At 33.4% G+C, this 15,792-nt stretch carries 18 protein-coding genes; 8 read left to right on the top strand and 10 right to left on the bottom strand.

Features of this window, described 5'->3' with window-relative positions:
* Positions 1-15: 15 nt before the first annotated feature.
* Genes J2X17_RS03695 through J2X17_RS03670 form a run of 6 tightly spaced genes read right to left on the bottom strand, consistent with a single transcriptional unit; the run spans position 16 to position 3,796 of the window.
* Positions 16-639: an SCO family protein gene (locus tag J2X17_RS03695; protein WP_310294824.1), complete on the bottom strand. Its 624-nt coding sequence runs from the start codon at positions 637-639 to the stop codon at positions 16-18.
* Positions 617-2,038, bottom strand: a complete 1,422-nt coding sequence (locus J2X17_RS03690; protein WP_310294822.1) for a tyrosinase family protein — start codon at positions 2,036-2,038, stop codon at positions 617-619. The genes J2X17_RS03695 and J2X17_RS03690 overlap by 23 nt, the downstream gene beginning before the upstream one ends.
* Before the next feature lie 2 nt (positions 2,039-2,040).
* A complete protein-coding gene (locus J2X17_RS03685; RefSeq protein WP_310294820.1) occupies positions 2,041-2,505 on the bottom strand; it encodes a DoxX family protein in 465 nt (154 codons plus the stop codon).
* Between the two features lie 19 nt (positions 2,506-2,524).
* Positions 2,525-3,001: a Dps family protein gene (locus J2X17_RS03680; protein ID WP_310294818.1), complete on the bottom strand. Its 477-nt coding sequence runs from the start codon at positions 2,999-3,001 to the stop codon at positions 2,525-2,527.
* A 31-nt stretch (positions 3,002-3,032) separates the two neighbouring features.
* Entirely contained in the window at positions 3,033-3,443 is a 411-nt protein-coding gene (locus J2X17_RS03675; protein WP_310294816.1) for a hypothetical protein, read from the bottom strand.
* Positions 3,444-3,496: 53 nt separating this feature from the next.
* Entirely contained in the window at positions 3,497-3,796 is a 300-nt protein-coding gene (locus J2X17_RS03670; RefSeq protein WP_310294813.1) for a phosphoribosylpyrophosphate synthetase, read from the bottom strand.
* A 571-nt stretch (positions 3,797-4,367) separates the two neighbouring features.
* Between J2X17_RS03670 and J2X17_RS03665 the strand changes: the two genes are divergently transcribed.
* From J2X17_RS03665 to J2X17_RS03640, 6 genes are all read left to right on the top strand, one after another.
* Positions 4,368-4,658 carry a GNAT family N-acetyltransferase gene (locus J2X17_RS03665; RefSeq protein ID WP_310294812.1) on the top strand — a complete coding sequence of 97 codons (291 nt, stop codon included), beginning with the start codon at positions 4,368-4,370 and terminating at the stop codon, positions 4,656-4,658.
* A 103-nt stretch (positions 4,659-4,761) separates the two neighbouring features.
* A complete protein-coding gene (locus J2X17_RS03660) occupies positions 4,762-5,382 on the top strand; it encodes an alpha/beta hydrolase (protein WP_310294811.1) in 621 nt (206 codons plus the stop codon).
* Positions 5,379-5,738, top strand: a complete 360-nt coding sequence (locus J2X17_RS03655; protein WP_310294809.1) for a cupin domain-containing protein — start codon at positions 5,379-5,381, stop codon at positions 5,736-5,738. The genes J2X17_RS03660 and J2X17_RS03655 overlap by 4 nt, the downstream gene beginning before the upstream one ends.
* Positions 5,739-6,039: 301 nt before the next feature.
* Positions 6,040-6,981, top strand: a complete 942-nt coding sequence (locus J2X17_RS03650; protein ID WP_310294807.1) for an AraC family transcriptional regulator — start codon at positions 6,040-6,042, stop codon at positions 6,979-6,981.
* Positions 6,982-7,049: 68 nt separating this feature from the next.
* Positions 7,050-8,018, top strand: coding sequence for a helix-turn-helix domain-containing protein (locus tag J2X17_RS03645; RefSeq protein WP_310294805.1), 969 nt, complete (start codon positions 7,050-7,052; stop codon positions 8,016-8,018).
* 12 nt (positions 8,019-8,030) lie between these two features.
* Complete coding sequence (locus J2X17_RS03640; protein WP_310294803.1) at positions 8,031-8,966, top strand: helix-turn-helix domain-containing protein; 936 nt, start codon at positions 8,031-8,033, stop codon at positions 8,964-8,966.
* 26 nt (positions 8,967-8,992) lie between these two features.
* Here the strand turns inward: J2X17_RS03640 and J2X17_RS03635 are convergent, their stop codons facing one another.
* On the bottom strand, positions 8,993-9,970 hold the full coding sequence (locus J2X17_RS03635; protein WP_310294801.1) for a helix-turn-helix domain-containing protein: 978 nt from the start codon (positions 9,968-9,970) through the stop codon (positions 8,993-8,995).
* A 172-nt stretch (positions 9,971-10,142) separates the two neighbouring features.
* The gene (locus J2X17_RS03630) at positions 10,143-11,120 is read right to left on the bottom strand and encodes an AraC family transcriptional regulator (RefSeq protein ID WP_310294798.1); all 978 of its coding nucleotides are present in this window, start codon (positions 11,118-11,120) and stop codon (positions 10,143-10,145) included.
* A gap of 158 nt (positions 11,121-11,278) precedes the next feature.
* Here J2X17_RS03630 and J2X17_RS03625 point away from each other — a divergent pair, with 158 nt between their 5' ends.
* Both J2X17_RS03625 and J2X17_RS03620 read left to right on the top strand, forming a co-directional pair.
* Positions 11,279-11,590, top strand: a complete 312-nt coding sequence (locus tag J2X17_RS03625) for a hypothetical protein (RefSeq protein ID WP_310294796.1) — start codon at positions 11,279-11,281, stop codon at positions 11,588-11,590.
* Positions 11,591-11,601: 11 nt separating this feature from the next.
* The gene (locus tag J2X17_RS03620; protein WP_310294794.1) at positions 11,602-11,787 is read left to right on the top strand and encodes a hypothetical protein; all 186 of its coding nucleotides are present in this window, start codon (positions 11,602-11,604) and stop codon (positions 11,785-11,787) included.
* Between the two features lie 77 nt (positions 11,788-11,864).
* Here J2X17_RS03620 and J2X17_RS03615 read toward each other — a convergent pair whose 3' ends face one another.
* Positions 11,865-13,031: an alpha/beta hydrolase-fold protein gene (locus J2X17_RS03615; RefSeq protein WP_310294792.1), complete on the bottom strand. Its 1,167-nt coding sequence runs from the start codon at positions 13,029-13,031 to the stop codon at positions 11,865-11,867.
* Between the two features lie 247 nt (positions 13,032-13,278).
* Positions 13,279-15,738 carry a glycoside hydrolase family 9 protein gene (locus J2X17_RS03610; protein WP_310294790.1) on the bottom strand — a complete coding sequence of 820 codons (2,460 nt, stop codon included), beginning with the start codon at positions 15,736-15,738 and terminating at the stop codon, positions 13,279-13,281.
* Positions 15,739-15,792: the final 54 nt, after the last annotated feature.

The raw sequence follows: 15,792 nt of genomic DNA, 5'->3' as shown, positions 1-15,792 counted from the left end.
GTTTATAAATTATTTTTAATTGTCCTCCTCCTTAATAAGCTTATTAATATCCAGAATCAACCTCTTTGTATCTCGCACACTTAAACCATCATAATAGCCTCTAATTCTCCTTTTACCATCAACTAAAACAAATGTTCCATCGTGAATTATGTTTTTTTGATTAACAGTACCGTCATCGAAGGCTAGTACTTTATAATCTTTAGAAAGTTCAAAAACAGCATCATTTTCACCAGTTAAGAAGGTCCATTTATTATTATTTATATTATAGTTTTCTGAATACTGCTTTAACTTTGCAGGACTATCATTCTTATAATCTATACTGTAAGAGACGATAGCCACTTCATCTATTTTTTCAAAAGCTTTTTCTACCAATTTTAAATGCTTTGTCATTTTCGGACAAATCGTGGGGCAACTCGTAAAAAAGAAATCAACAACCTGTATTTTATTTTCAAAATCCAGATGTGTAACATCACGATTAAACTGATTTTTTAATTGAAATTCCGGTGTTTGATAATATCTGTTTTTTCCAGTTTGAGGGTCAGTTGATAATTCACCTAAAATGGGAAGTTTTTCAGTTTTTGTACATCCTGCGAAAATCAATGTCAAGAGTAAAACTCTAAAGGTTACCTCTATTTTCATAATCTTTATAAATTGAAATATTTTCTAACTTTAAAATTTCATCAGGAATATTTCTGTTTGGTAATGGTACAGGTTGAAAAATTACGTCAATTTTAATTTTTTGATCTACCGCCTGAGCAATTTCCTTTTCAATTTCAATCTGAAGAAATACTCCGTTTTGCAACAAAACCGAATCTATATCCAAAATGGGTAAAATAGTAAAAGTACCGGTGTATTTACTTTGTTTCCTTCCGTCCACCATATACTCAAAAAATACTCTTGCACAATAGGGCTGATAGGGAAGCTGGGCTCTTTCAAAGTGTAATATAACGTGAGATCTTTCCTTGTCAGCGAAATCCCTGCTTATAGAATGTGTATCCGAGGTTTTTAAATTTAAAGGTGCAATACAGTCCCTTTTCGACTCATTCCTCTTTGGCTTATCTTCTTCAGCAAATGGATTACAAAAATCAGGATTGAGATTTAAATCATTAAAACGATAACCCAAATCTTCTGTATTTAATAATTCTTTTATTTTAAAATCTACAGGACGCCCATTGCCGTCTGTGGCATATAATTTTTTTTCTAACCACTCTTCACTTTCTGGTAATTTATTGTCAGGACTATACGCAAGCCAGGCATCCCAGATGCGATCACAATTTCCATGATGACCATAAAAAATGGGTTCAAAACCAGACTCTACAAAAGTTGCCATTTGTCCTCCAATCCAATTGTGAATATTATTATGAAAAGACTGTTCCGCCATACCATCAAGCTGTGCATCACCAAATTTTTTTATAGCGGGATACCCTCCAAATGTTTTATAATCTTTTGTTCTAAAGCCTGCGCCTACATTGATGAAGTCATTTGGTATTTTGTCTTTCGGTCCCACAAACCTCGAAGCATTGAATAATGGATTACTTTCATCTCCCCAATAATGTTCTGGTATAAAATTACTTTTTGTCCAGTCCCAGTAATGCAATGCTAATTTTGGTTCAGATACTGCTTTTTGCAGTTTTTGCTCTAATGACCACAAATACAATCTGTGCCAGGGCCACACATACCAATTGTAGTGTACCTGATTAGAATACATACTTGTAGCACAAAAAGTAGTATGCAACAAAGCATTTGCCTGCCAGCCCATTGGATCTAAAGGTGAAATTTGCGAACGTTTTTTTAAGATTCCTACCGCATCTTTAAACAACTTTATTTCCGGATCATCGACAGGAATATCAGCAATATTCTTTCTTATCACTATATTAGAATATCCCTTATTCCTACCAATCCCATTTTCTGACGTCATTTTATCATCTTTACATCCAATTAGTGAGGAAGAAACCAATGGTAACCCGGCAAAACCAACGGAGGCCATTCCTATTTTTTTTAAAAATGATCTTCTGTTATTATTATCAATATTTTCCATATTTATTGTTTTATTTTATAATTATTCTTTTCAATAAAAATTTTGTCTATTGCATATTTGCCTCCACCTAAAATAAATAAGGCAATTGCCATTCCGATCCAAAGAATAAAGTATTCGTAGCCTTCTCCTTTTAATGTTCCAAACCAATTCATAAAAAATCCGTTTTTAAAATGCGTCGTAATTATCATCCCTAATGGAAGAATCGTATAGGAAAAGGCAATAAGTCTTGTTCCTGCACCGGCAATAAGTGCCGCCGCGCCAACAGTTTCCAACATGATTACCAGAAAACCCATAATCCATGGTAAACCCACGAAGTCAGTAAAGAATAACATAGTTCTGGAAAAACCCATCCCTCCAAAGCAGCCAAATAATTTTTGCATACCATGCATTAATACAACAGCACCAAGGATAACTCTTAAAATCAGAGGTGCATATGATTCGCCCGTTTCAAATATTTTATTTTTCATAATGTTGTTATATAATGGTTTAATTTTTTATATATGCTGAATACATCCATACCATTTTTTCCTGTTCCCGAATGTAATCACTCATTAAACTATTGGTTCCTGTATCATCTATTGCTGCAGATAAATCAAGTATAATTCTTTGTTTAGCCAAAAGTATTCCTAATGACTCTACAACTTTACCAACAGAATGCTGTCCATCAATTACTTCATTGGTTTCCAGAATTGATGCTGTTTTAAAATATTCGGTAAAATTGTGATTTGGTCTGAATCCTAATGTTAGTATTCTTTCAGCAACCTCATCAATTTTTAAAAACAGATTATTATATAAGTCTTCAAATTTTTGATGCAGCACAAAGAAATCATCCCCTTTAATATTCCAATGATATCCTCTCGCATTTTGATAAAATATTGAATAATTAGATAGTAAATTATTCAATTGATATGCTAACTCTTCACTTTTGACAGCGTCTAATCCTATGGCATTTAAATCGTCCATTTTTTTATTTTTAAAATGTTATGAATAAATATTATATATCTAAAATTCTTGAGTCAATTAGAAAACGCTTCCAATTTAAAAATGGCGTGGCGTATGATTTTAAAGTTTTATAAATCAAAATCGAGGGGCTAATTTGAGTTTTTATGTTTTTAGTTTCCTGAACTTTTCGAGCTGTTTCTCCTATCAAAAATGTACCGCCAGAAAAAAAGTCGCTCTCTATGCCTGATGATGCTTCAATTTCGCGATCCAGTAGTATAACGTATTGACCGTCTGCCGATACCTGTAAGTTATAGTCATAATTTTCAATAACTTTTTTAAAAATATCATTGTTTGTTACAATAGGATTCGATAATAATTCTATTTCTGTTTTATCGTTTAAAGCGATACTTCCAAAATATCTCTTGATTTTATTTTGTGACTGCAATCTTTTAATTGTATCCATATTTTTATAAATTATTTTTTTCTAATTCTATATTTTTTATTGTCTCTAATTATTTATCTCATCTTCAATTTTTGAATCATTGCTGCATTTAAGTTATCACTATAAGCTCCATAAGCATCTACCAATAATCCTTTTATACCATATTCTGTACTTATTGCATAAAGTATTGAGGAATCATCTGGATTAGAATCTCCTTCAAAGCGATAAAATGCATCAACATTGAATTCAGTAGAATCAAATGTTCTATTTAACTTTTTACAATCTAATGTTGAATTACTAAGATTAAAATCGAAAGTATATCCTTCGGATTGTTTTACAGTAATTGCCTCTGTTAGTGTATCGTAATTTGTCATTTTCTTAAGTTTATAAATTCTATGTTTTATGATTTTAAAATTGATGTAAAAATCATAATCGACAGATTTGGTTTTCGTTATAGCAAAACTAATTCTAAACACAACCGGAGTTTCTGTAGAAAAGTTATCAAAAATTATAAATATTAAAGATTTAAGGTAGTATTGTAGATTTATTAAAATATTGCTCAATCTGAATTTAACGTATCTTTCAGAATAACAAATGATTACACAACTATCAAAACATTAAACTACCATTTGATAAAACAATTTTAGCGTTCCTACATAAGGTCTAACATTGAAGAGTTAATTCTTGTACAGAAAATTCTTGTAACGTTATCTCTGCTCAGTATTACTTTGATGAGAGAGTGAGCCTAAAAGACAACGAGATTATTTTTTTTCTTAATCCAGGTTAATGGACAGATCTTCGAACCTTCCTTAATTTTGTAAAAGAAATTTAGCCCGAATTAAGTCAGATCTTGGTTTAAGATTCCCGATTTATGATAATCGATAATCTTTAAGAGATGAATATTAGTTCTCTTTATATAAAAAACAATTATATAATTTAAAATATATGGAAACAATAAAACTAGAATTAGACGAGAAAAAACATGGCGCTTTTAATTTATATATCGATGATAAAAAACTAGGCGAAATGACGGTAAGTTTAAAAAACGATTTACTAACCGTTTACCATACAGGAGTTGAGCCTGAAGCCGAAGGAAAAGGTTATGCTAAAAAATTGCTACACGAAATGACATCTTATGTGCGTACTAATAATTTAATGGTTTTACCGCTTTGCCCTTACGTACACGCACAATTCCAAAAACATCCTGATGAATATCTGGATATCTGGAAAAAATAATTTACGCCTTTTTTTAGATCACCCACAGATCATCAAAACATAGCCATATAGCTATGCGTTAAAACGAACGTTCCTATATTATAAAGCTTAAATAATAAAACTTATGAATACAGAAATTATAACCGGCGGTTTGTCGTTAAATAATGCTAAAAAGGCACTGATCATGATCCATGGACGTGGTGCGGATGCACATGATATTATTTCAGTTGCAAAACATCTCAAAGTCGATGATTTCGCATTAGTTGCTCCTCAGGCTGATAACAGAACCTGGTATCCCTATTCTTTTTTAGTACCTATTAAAGAGAATGAGCCTTCTTTATCAAAATCATTAGATGCCATTCAAAAGGTGGTTGCTGCAATTCAGCAAAACGGAATCGAAAAAGAGAATATCTACTTTCTTGGATTCTCACAGGGAGCCTGTCTTGCTTTGGAATATACAGCAAGAAATGCTGCAAAATATGGTGGTATTGTAGCTTTTACAGGCGGACTCATTGGTGATAAGGTTTATGAAAATCATTATACCGGAAACTTCGAAAATACACCTGTTTTCATCGGAACAAGTGATCCCGATTTTCATGTCCCTGTTGAAAGAGTAAATGAAACAGAAGCAATTCTTAAAAAAATGGGCGCGTCAGTAACTAAAAAAATCTACGAAAATATGGGACATACGATAAGTCAGGACGAGGTGGATGTGGCCAACGAACTTATTTTTACAAAAAAATGATACAGATAACCCGAATATACAGCGACAAAAATGGCGAAAGTCACTTTGAAGACTTCCAAGTTCCGTTGAAAAACAATGGTGATATCGGATTCTTATCTGATGCTGAACCAGTAAAGTCAATTGTTTTCAGAGAAGTTAGTCCTTCCTACGATTACGATTTTCATAATGCACCAGACCGTCAATATATTGTTTTACTGGCGGGTGGTGTAGAAATTGAAACTTCGTTAGGAGAAAAAAGAAGCTTTGAAACGGGATCGATTTTATTGGTAGAAGACACTACGGGAAAAGGACACAAAACAAAAAATATTGAACCTAAACTTCGAAAATCAATTTTTATAAAGACTCATACGGTTTAAACACACTTCACCATAAATCTTCTATGCAAAAAAATAAACTTCTTTTTGGCACACATCCTTATGTAAATGGATTACTACGGTAATATAAAAATCTAAAAACTAAACATAAAATCAATTAAAAACCACACAATGAAGCTTTTACGTGCTTTTTTTTTATAAAAAAACGTTCATTAAACTAAAATCTTTAAATATTATAATTTTTAGTCAGGATTTGAAACTTGTATGATTACAATTTTACGCAATTTTGAAAAATCAAATCTACAGACACACAAGCTATCTTACTAAATATACGAAACTTAAGATGAAACCAGTATTAACCAATTTAAGTAAAATTACTGAATGTCTGGCTTTTATGAATCTACCCATTTCCACTTATAATAGTGAAGATTTTAGTTTTATAAAACTACATAAAATTGGGATAAAATTACCATTCCAGTCACCAACGTTTCGGCCTGACTTTTATAATTTGTTCATAGTAATCGACGGATGTGGTACTTATGCTGTTGGGAATAAAGAATTTGAATTTAGTTCTAACCAAATTATAATTACCCGTCCAGAATCATTTTCATCCAGCTATTGGACAAAAATTAAAAAAGTTTATGCAATCAGTTTTCGGAAAAGTTTTCTCTTGCAATATTTTCCTGCCGGTATTGATACTGTTCTGGAGTTAGGAGGAGAAAATGGATATTCCTGCGATCTGACTGAGAAAAGCTGGAAATATTTTGAGCAGACTTGCCAGGAGATCTACAATTTAGCAATTTCAACAATGTCCTATAAAGATGAACTTATAGCAAATCTTATTCTTAATCTTTTATTTTTAATGCAATTACATCACAATGGCGATTCAACTTTGAAACTGGAAAGTGAAAAACAGGCTACTATTGTGAGTGCATTTCGTCAAAATATGGAAAATAATTTTAGCAGGCTTATTCGTGGTGAGGACACTTCACTAATGCGAACGAAAGAACATTCCAGATTATTGAATGTTAACGAAAATTATTTTTCAAAAGTAATAAGTAATTGTACAGGAAAAACGATCAATGAATGGATTAATGAGAAGCTTATTGATGAAATTAAATACCTGCTGAAACATTCAGATAAGTCAATGAAAGAGATAGCCGCATTATTTGCTTTTAATGATCTAAATTATTTTTGCAGCTATTTTAAAACGCAAACTTTAAACGCACCTAACGCTTTGAGAAAAGAGTTTAACAACGCTGACAAAAATCAGAATTATGTGTAATTCTCAATTTTCAAATCGTCAAACGTTAAGTAAATGATAAAGGTAGTAGGACTTATAAACATTTAAAAATGGAAAATAGTAACAAAATTAAATTCACAGATTTCTTTGATACTGTCAAAATAATGGGTCAGGATTTGTCTTACGTCGATTTAGATCGCGTGGATATGTCTCATGGGCATTTAGGAGATGCCGAATTCTCCTTTGTCAACTCCAAAGTACTTCATCCCGACGACCAGCTTCCTTTTGTAACACCTCCCTTTTTTACTACATTTTTCTCAATAGGTTTCGTTCTGGACGCTTACGGCAAAATTATAGTCGATAAGCTACCGTTCAACATTAAACCTAGAATGTTATTTGTCAATAAACCCGGCGAGCTTCAACAACTTACATGGGATGTTATGAATGAGTCTTACGGAATACTTTTTTCTGAGAATTTTATCTCCAAATATGCCGGAATATCTATTTATAAAACCTTTCCGTTTTTGCTTTTTGAAAGACAAATACCATTAAAAACCACAGAAGAATTTCAACAAGAGCTGAAAAAAATTCTTTTGCTTATTGTTGATGAACTTATAAATGATTCGCCCTTAAAAAACCAAATTTGCGCTAATTTATTGACAAGATTTTTGCTAAAAATAAAGCAGGAATATTGGGAAGGTTATGTGATTAATAATCCAGAAACGAAACATCCGGATATCGTTAATGATTTTTTCCAGAATCTTGAATTCCATTATGACCAATTGCTAAAAGGTAAAGTGCAAAGAACGTTGTACATAAAAGATTATGCAGAAATGCAGCAACTACATGAAAATTATCTATCAAGTATCTTAAAGACTAAAACAGGAAAGACAGGCGCACAACTGATAGCGGAAAAAACCCTGAGTGCAGCAAAAATTCTTATTGAAGACCCTAGATTATCATTAAAAGAGATTTCTTACATACTAGGATTCAGCTATTTATCTTATTTTAGTATCTTTTTTAAAAAACATACAGGCTTATCGCCAGTTAATTATCGCAAAAAGAGTCTTCAATTGTAGAATTATTTGAAAATGAAAGAGCGCCGAAGAATTCAATTCAGTGATTTTCTTGAATCTGTAAATCTAATAGATAGTGATCTCTCGCATGGACTGATTGGAGATGATGAGCTTTGTTTTGTCGACTCAAAAATATTGCATCCGGAACATACACTTCCATGGTCTACTCCACTTTTTTACACTGAATTTTTTTCAATTGGATTTGTAGTGGAGGCGCAGGGAACAATTATTGTTGATAAGGATCCACATATTATTAAACCAAAAATGTTGTTTGTAAATAAACCACACGAACTTCAGCAATTGACCTGGGAGAGTGTAACTGAATCTTACGGCCTGTGGTTTACCGAAAGTTTTATCAATAAATATGCAGGAATTTCTATTTATGAAACGTTTCCATTTTTATTATTTGAAAGACATCTTCCGTTAAATATTTCAGAAGAATTTCAACAGGAATTAAAAAAAACAATTTTTCAGATTGTTAAGGAACTTCAGAGAGATTGCCCTTTGCAAAAGAAAATATGTGCTAATTTACTTGCCAGATTCCTGCTTAAAATTAAAAAAGAATACTGGGAAGGATACAAACTTCAAACGCCGCTAAATCGAAATCCAGACATTATACAGGATTTTATGCAAAATCTGGAACATCATTATGATCAAGTACTTAAAGGAAAGATCAACATCGTTATGACTATAAAAGATTATGCCGAAATGCAACAGCTTCATAAAAATTATCTTTCAAGTGTTCTAAAGGAAAAAACAGGGAAAACAGGCAGCCAGATGATCATTGAAAAAACATTAAGTGTTGCAAAAAGCCTAATGAAAGATTCCCGTCTTTCTATAAAAGAAATTGCTTACATCTTAGGTTTTTCCTATCTGACTTATTTTAATATTTTCTTTAAGAAACATACCGGTCAATCACCGGGAAATTACCGCAAAAAATATATGGATTAAAGTAAGATATTAAAAAAATAAAGAGCCTACCAGGTCGCTCTTATGTTTACAACATCTCCACGATATACATGAGCGCGATCACGGTCAGCCGAATTAAATTCTTTTCGTACTGAACTTGGCGTATTTTTGGTATTCTTTTTAAAAAATTTATAAAAATATTTAGGGTCACTAAAAGCAAACATTTCTGAAATTTCAGGAATTGGCTTATTAGTATTTTTTAGCAAATAGTTGATTTCATCAATTAGCCTGTCGTTAATCCACTGGTTAATAGTTTTACCAGAGGCCTTACTAATTACTTTAGAAAAATACGTTTCCGTCAGATTTAAAAGTTTTGCATGTTCTTTTGTACGCAGTAATGTCGTAGTTTCACCTGAAACTAACATGTTAAAATTCTGATCTATGTTTTTAAGGAATGATGTAACAATCGCGGCATTCTTTTCGTCCTGAATACCTAATATTGTTGAACTCTGATGTTGTTGAATAAGTAACAGAATATTTATAAGAAGATTTGAGATTAACTCGTATTTACAATTTGAAACAGAAGTGGCTTCGCTGTAGATTTCGCTACAAATTTCTTCAAATTGACTAAAATCACTTTTAATTAAGTAATAATTAAGTGCGTTTGCATTGTTTTTGAATGGAAGATCGCCAATACCGTCGGGAAAGTATTTCTCGAAGAAAACCCGCGTAAATGAAATGCTATAGCCAACTGGCGATTCTGTCCAGCCACTTGAAAAATAGAGATCTGGCTGTTTCATAAATACATGTTGAGGACCAAGTTCGTAAATATGATCCCCTACAACAAAAGTGCCTTTGCCACCCTGTATTATGGTTAAAGTGTAATAATCAGGTCTATAGATTGGGGTAAGATAAGGCATTTTTAATCCCATATCGTGTAATTTTATTATGGCAAAATCATCGTTGTCAATATAAGAAAAGACAGGAAGATTCATAAAGGCCAATATATCTCTGAACTTTTTTAAGGAGGTTAGCTCTGGTTTCATTTCAGATTCGCTTAAATTCTAAATTACCACTTTGATAAGTCAATCAAATTTAGCGAAATAAATACAATTGCTGTAATTAGATTTAAATCCAGTCCAAAATGCTGATTCAATAACATATCAAATATTTAAAGCACTTGAAAATGGAATAATAATTATCTATTTTTCTGGCAGATTACCAGTTAGTCCTAATCTTTACAACGTCACCGCGATACACATGAGTGCGATCAGAATCCAAAGCGTTAAAATCATTTCTTACTGAACTTGGAGTAGTTTTAGTATTCCTTTTAAAAAATGTGTAAAAATATCCAAGATCGTTAAAAGCAAACATTTGTGCAATTTCAGGAATTGGTCTATGGGTATTTTTTAACAAATAACTGATTTCGTCAATGAGTCTGTCGTTTATCCATTGATTGATTGTTCTGCCTGAAGTTTTACTGATTACTTTAGATAGAAAAGTTTCATTAACATTTAACAATTTAGAATGTTCTTTGGTACGAAGAACGGTTGTACTCTCCCCAGACAGGAGCATGTTGAAATTCTGATCAACATTTTTAATGAAAGATGCCAGGATAAGGGCATTTTTTTCATTCTGAATCTCTAATTTAATCTTATTTTGATGTTGTTGGATGAGTAACAAAAAATGAATAAGAAGATTTGCGATCATTTCATATCTATTGTTTGAAGAAGAAATGGCTTCATTGTACATTTCAGCGCAAATGTCATCAAATGATTTATAATCATCATCGCTAAGTCCGTAATTAAATGCGTTAGTTATGTCTTTAACAGGAATTTCATCAATTCCATCAGGAAAGTATTTAGTTAGAAATTCTTCCGTAAATGAAATGTTATATCCAACTGGTGATTCTGTCCAGCCACTGGATAAATAACTATCTGGATATTTCATAAACACATGCTGTGGACCAAGTTCAAATACATGATCACCTGCCATAAAAGTACCTTTTCCTTCACTTACAATTATTAAAGTATAAAAATCCGGTCTGAAGGTGGGTGTAATATAAGGCATTTTTAATCCCATCTCATGAATTTTTATAATAGCAAAATCGTCGTTATCAATATAAGAGAAGACGGGTAAGTTCATATATGCAATCATATCTCTGAACTTTCTTAAAGTGGTTATCTCCGGTTTCATATTTTTACTTACTTGACTTCTATTAGCTAAAATTAACTTGATGAGTAAATTTAGCAAAATTGTAAAAAATACGGCGTTACAGATCAGTAAATTTTTAAAATATTGGCTAATAAGTTTGCAAAAATCAATTAAATTTTAATTTATAATAGCAGCTGGAGTTGAAACATCATATCAAGGATAAATCATTTCTGGATCAATTATATGTTGAAGCAAAAAAATGGAGTGCTAAAACGAAAAATAATTCGTTTACAGATTCCCCATATGGGGTTCCGTACACACCTAATATTTGGGGAGCTGGATGGACTTTGCAGGAATTTGGTGTTCAACAATATTACTTTTCGAAATCATGGCCGGAATATGCCAACTATGAGGTCTATAGTAATGCTTTGAATTTTATACTTGGCGTTCATCAGGGAAATAATACAGCATCTTTTGCCTCTGGTATTGGGTCAAATTCACTATTAATTTAATTGCTTATGGGATGAACCGCGCAGACTGGTCGTACATTCCCGGCGGAGTTACTTCTGGTACCGCGCTTATTAGACCCAACTTGCCGGAACTTAAAAAATGGCCTTTCTTTTGGCAGCAAACAGAGTATGTAACGGGTGGTGGCGCTACAGATTTTATGTTTTTAGTTCTCGCAGTACAAAAACATTTTGAAAATTAAATTTAAGTAAAAAAAGAGCTCAGTTTGTAGAAGATTTTTTCTATAAACTGAGCTCTTTTTTATTGATGCTTAGAATGCTATTTGAATAATTTAGAAGCAAACTGATTTAAGCATCTGCGCCATGTAAGCCATTCATGAGCCGTTTCAGGCGATTCGTAATACACATATTTAATTCCTTGCTGGTCCAACATCGTTTTAAAAGCACCAATTGATTTAGGAAACGGACTAGGTTCCTTTGTCCCTAAGCCTAACCAAAAGAGTTTGATTTTTTTATTTAGTGCATTCCCATCTTTATATTTTCCTTCTAAAAAACTTGAAGCATCAATAGGTTCTATACTCGGGTAATTAGCTGTACCGCTAAATCCTCCGTAATACGAAAAAGTATCCAGATGGTTCATCATAATTCGCATCGTTTGATTCGCTCCCATTGAAAGGCCTGCAATAGCTCTGTGATCACGATTACCCAGCGTACGAAACTTAGTATCGATCATCGGAATGATTTCGGTAATAAGTACTTCTTCAAAAATAGATTTCGGACGTTCTTTTTTATCCTTTGATTCATTGCTTTGTGGTTTATAAGCGTAGCCATTATCCATTACAATAATCATGGGAGTTGCCTGTTTTGAAGCAATCAAATTATCTAAAATTAAATTTGCTTTACCCTGGGCAGACCAGCCAGATTGGTCCTCAAAACTGCCGTGTTGTAAATAAAGTACCGGATAACGTGTTTTTGTATTTTCAGTATAACCCGGAGGTGTATAAATAAAACAACGTCTAAAAGCATTCGTTAATTTTGAGAAATAAACATTTTCACTAACCAAACCGTGAGGTACATTTTTTAAAGCGAAAAAATCCTGATCGCTAGCCGGAATTTCTATTCCGCTGCCATACCTTCCTGCGCCATAGAAATACAAACTTCCCGGATCAGGAACTGAAGCGCCATCAATATTTAACTGATAGTAATGAAATCCTTCGTCTTGCGGATTCGATTCTCCAGTCCATACTCCATTAGCGTCTTTTCGCATATCATATTTCACTCCGCCAATATCAAGCTGTACTTTATTTGCATTGGGAGCAGCAATACTCGCGCGTACGCGTCGTTGTGAATTTACCTGAGGAAATTGTTTATCCCCCTGATTAATAGTTGAAGGTTTAAAATCTTCTACTATTTGTGTTTCCTGACTCCAGCCTGATACAAAGCACAAGCTGGAAATTAGTATGGCAATATTTAGAAATCGTTTCATTTTTATATTTGTTTATTTTGTGGTTAATTTTACCGCAAACTTTTTATTTAATCTCGCAAAGACGCAAAGACGCAAAATTTTGTTTCACGCAGATTTTAAAAAGATTGAAGCAGATATGCGCAGATAATTAATAAATCTGTTGAATCTGCCAGAATCTGCAGAATCTGCGTGAAACAAACTTTGCGACTACGTAATCTCTTTGCTCCCGATAGCTATCGGGATTGCGGTTAAATTTTAAGCCTGTTTATTATTTTTCCTTAGCAAGATCATTTACGGCATTCGCAAGAAAAACATACCAGGCACCACCGTCTATAATACATTCATTTTCTCCCCAAAAAAATGGCCAATCATCTTTGTTCTCCAGATAATCAGGTTTTAGAAAAATAAGTCCCGGAACTACTCCACCCGCAATTGTCGTAAAGTCGGCACGATTACCTCCATAAGCCACTTTTTTGGATCTGTTTCCCACGGCATTCACAAAAGATAAATTAGAATAAGGATGACAGCCCAAAATATAATTCAATCCCTGATAAACACTTTCTTTGTCCATGAGATCAGGGTAAAATTTATGAATGTAGTAATTTGTACTTGCCCAATTAATAACTTGTGAAGTACCTCCCCATCCTCTTTTTGCTATTGGCACACCATAAGGATTTTCAGCATTTTCTTTGTCCGTTTTATCCTTGTACCTGATTACATAGCCACGTAATTTTTGTTTATAGCTATTATCCAAAGAAGACACGGCTAAAAGCGCTGAACCAATATTAAATTCTAAATTTTCATCTAGCAATTTCCAAATTTTATCTTCAAAACCTTTTTTATACTGCTCATCTTTGGTAGTTAAATACAGTTGCAAAATCGCAATCATATCACTTCCTTTTCCCCATCTCGACATTGGGCTAGTATCTGGTTTTGCCTTTTTTTCTATTTCAGTTGCTTCGTTGTACAACTTTACAGCAAGAGATAAACATTTTGCAGAAAGCGCATCATTATATCCTTTTAAAGCTCTGCTTGCTGCCGCTAAAGAACCGGCTGTTCTGAAATCAAGAAATGACGTTCGGTTTGTAAACGCCCATCGATCATCAAGTGTACCAGTAGAAACACCATTAGATTCGTAAGGCTTAAGAGCCGGATTATAAGGCAGATTATCTGTCTCCGTAGATGCATCGCCTAAATGATGGTATTGATGCAGATTAGGAACCACTATCCCTCTGACAGGGTGCCCGATATTCTCCACTTGTGCGACAAGATTCAATACGCCATGCTCTATTTGCTGCAAAATATCAGGCTGACCATCAGGTCGATGAATGTCTACAAATTGTGTTTTTTGATCAATATAAGTTTCATCTCTGTTTACTTTGAAGGCTTCCCAGGATTCTACAAAACTGTTGATGACACTCACATGCGAAAAAGTTTGTATATCAAAATCGCCGGCATCAAACCAACCCCCAACTGACATTCCCGGAATACGTTCTAAAGGCTTGTACTTCGTCTCTGTCGTTGGACCTTGTTTATAACCATCAAAATGTTCATGATTGATTGGCGCCTGAAGACAATCGTCTAAAAATGGTTTTCCGTGCCAGACTCTATACGCTTCATTTACCATCATATGATCCATCTGAACAGGAAACCACACATCCATAGTTGGATGCCATATTTTTGAGTAAACATCCTCTTCAATCTGAAAAGTATTTGTTTTTTGGTCACCATATTGAATGTAATAAAGGCCTTTTTCTTTTATAGCGCTAAAGTCAATTTGTGCATAATTATATCTTAGATAATTTCCCCAAACCTTAACATTCGCTTTTAATTTCTCTGTAAATTTTCCGTCGTCACCTAATTTAAAAATTGATGCAGTAGATAACGCTTTATCATTTTTATCAAGTTCAACAACAGCCACTTTCTTTTGGCTCGGCATGTAGCCCACTTGCGAAAATCCTATAACTGGTTGTCTTTTCCAATTGGGAATTGCATTGGGTTCTACATCCCAGGTTAATACTTTGCCTGTTTTGTTTGAAGGAAGAATACTTCTGGCGATAAACCAACCGTTTTGCCCCAAATTTCTTCCGTCAAAAAGCATTACATCCTGATCTTCCGACTGAATTGTAACCGTACGTTCGGGATTTTCAGGTGCTAATATTAAATTCTTACCCGATTCCAAAGGAAGCGTTGTTATGAACTCATTTTTCCCACGATCATCAAATGTGGTATGTCCGGCAAACTGTGGAATTTTTTGAGATAAAGGCTGAATCTTAGTATTGCCTGCAGGATATCTGGGAAAGGTTCCAGCTTTTCCATCCACTACATAATTGCTTTCAAAATAAGAAGTGGGTAAAAATTCCATATTAAATCCCCCTCTTCCTTCCAGCTCCTTTGGAACCGGTTTATCTAATACAACATTAATAATAAAACCTTTTCCTTTTGCCGTAACTATGATCTTTGAATCAAAATTAAATTCCTCATATCTAAGTACAACTTCAATTGTATTAGTCGCCTTATCTACTTTACGACTGATCATTTTCGGAATTAAATCCCATTGTTCCGGGGTATTCTGCAATCTGATTGCTCCGCCGGTTACCGTTCTGACACCATGATGAATAAATTCTATTCCTGCTGTTTTTTCATCAAAAAACATTCCGTTGTATTCATTATTAAAAACCCAGACATTCAGACCAGGAGTTTCAAAATATTCCTTTTCGTTTAACACTAAATTTTGGGAAAAGGAACTGTTAGACAGAGCCAAAAAACAAAAAAACAATAT

It is taken from the genome of Flavobacterium aquidurense (genome assembly GCF_031458035.1).
GTDB classification, from domain to species: Bacteria; Bacteroidota; Bacteroidia; order Flavobacteriales; family Flavobacteriaceae; genus Flavobacterium; species Flavobacterium aquidurense_C.
Note: the sequence above shows the minus strand (reverse complement) of the source record. Positions and strands in the feature narration are given on the sequence as shown.

Excerpts from the sequence above, each read along its gene's own strand:
- J2X17_RS03665 (WP_310294812.1), top strand. The coding sequence starts at position 4,368 with ATGGAAACAATAAAACTAGAATTAGACGAGAAAAAACATGGCGCTTTT.
- J2X17_RS03675 (WP_310294816.1), bottom strand. The coding sequence starts at position 3,443 with ATGGATACAATTAAAAGATTGCAGTCACAAAATAAAATCAAGAGATAT.
- J2X17_RS03660 (WP_310294811.1), top strand. The coding sequence starts at position 4,762 with ATGAATACAGAAATTATAACCGGCGGTTTGTCGTTAAATAATGCTAAA.
- J2X17_RS03680 (WP_310294818.1), bottom strand. The coding sequence starts at position 3,001 with ATGGACGATTTAAATGCCATAGGATTAGACGCTGTCAAAAGTGAAGAG.
- J2X17_RS03645 (WP_310294805.1), top strand. The coding sequence starts at position 7,050 with ATGGAAAATAGTAACAAAATTAAATTCACAGATTTCTTTGATACTGTC.
- J2X17_RS03655 (WP_310294809.1), top strand. The coding sequence starts at position 5,379 with ATGATACAGATAACCCGAATATACAGCGACAAAAATGGCGAAAGTCAC.
- J2X17_RS03695 (WP_310294824.1), bottom strand. The coding sequence starts at position 639 with ATGAAAATAGAGGTAACCTTTAGAGTTTTACTCTTGACATTGATTTTC.
- J2X17_RS03635 (WP_310294801.1), bottom strand. The coding sequence starts at position 9,970 with ATGAAACCAGAGCTAACCTCCTTAAAAAAGTTCAGAGATATATTGGCC.
- J2X17_RS03615 (WP_310294792.1), bottom strand. The coding sequence starts at position 13,031 with ATGAAACGATTTCTAAATATTGCCATACTAATTTCCAGCTTGTGCTTT.
- J2X17_RS03620 (WP_310294794.1), top strand. The coding sequence starts at position 11,602 with ATGAACCGCGCAGACTGGTCGTACATTCCCGGCGGAGTTACTTCTGGT.
- J2X17_RS03630 (WP_310294798.1), bottom strand. The coding sequence starts at position 11,120 with ATGAAACCGGAGATAACCACTTTAAGAAAGTTCAGAGATATGATTGCA.
- J2X17_RS03650 (WP_310294807.1), top strand. The coding sequence starts at position 6,040 with ATGAAACCAGTATTAACCAATTTAAGTAAAATTACTGAATGTCTGGCT.
- J2X17_RS03690 (WP_310294822.1), bottom strand. The coding sequence starts at position 2,038 with ATGGAAAATATTGATAATAATAACAGAAGATCATTTTTAAAAAAAATA.
- J2X17_RS03685 (WP_310294820.1), bottom strand. The coding sequence starts at position 2,505 with ATGAAAAATAAAATATTTGAAACGGGCGAATCATATGCACCTCTGATT.
- J2X17_RS03670 (WP_310294813.1), bottom strand. The coding sequence starts at position 3,796 with ATGACAAATTACGATACACTAACAGAGGCAATTACTGTAAAACAATCC.
- J2X17_RS03640 (WP_310294803.1), top strand. The coding sequence starts at position 8,031 with ATGAAAGAGCGCCGAAGAATTCAATTCAGTGATTTTCTTGAATCTGTA.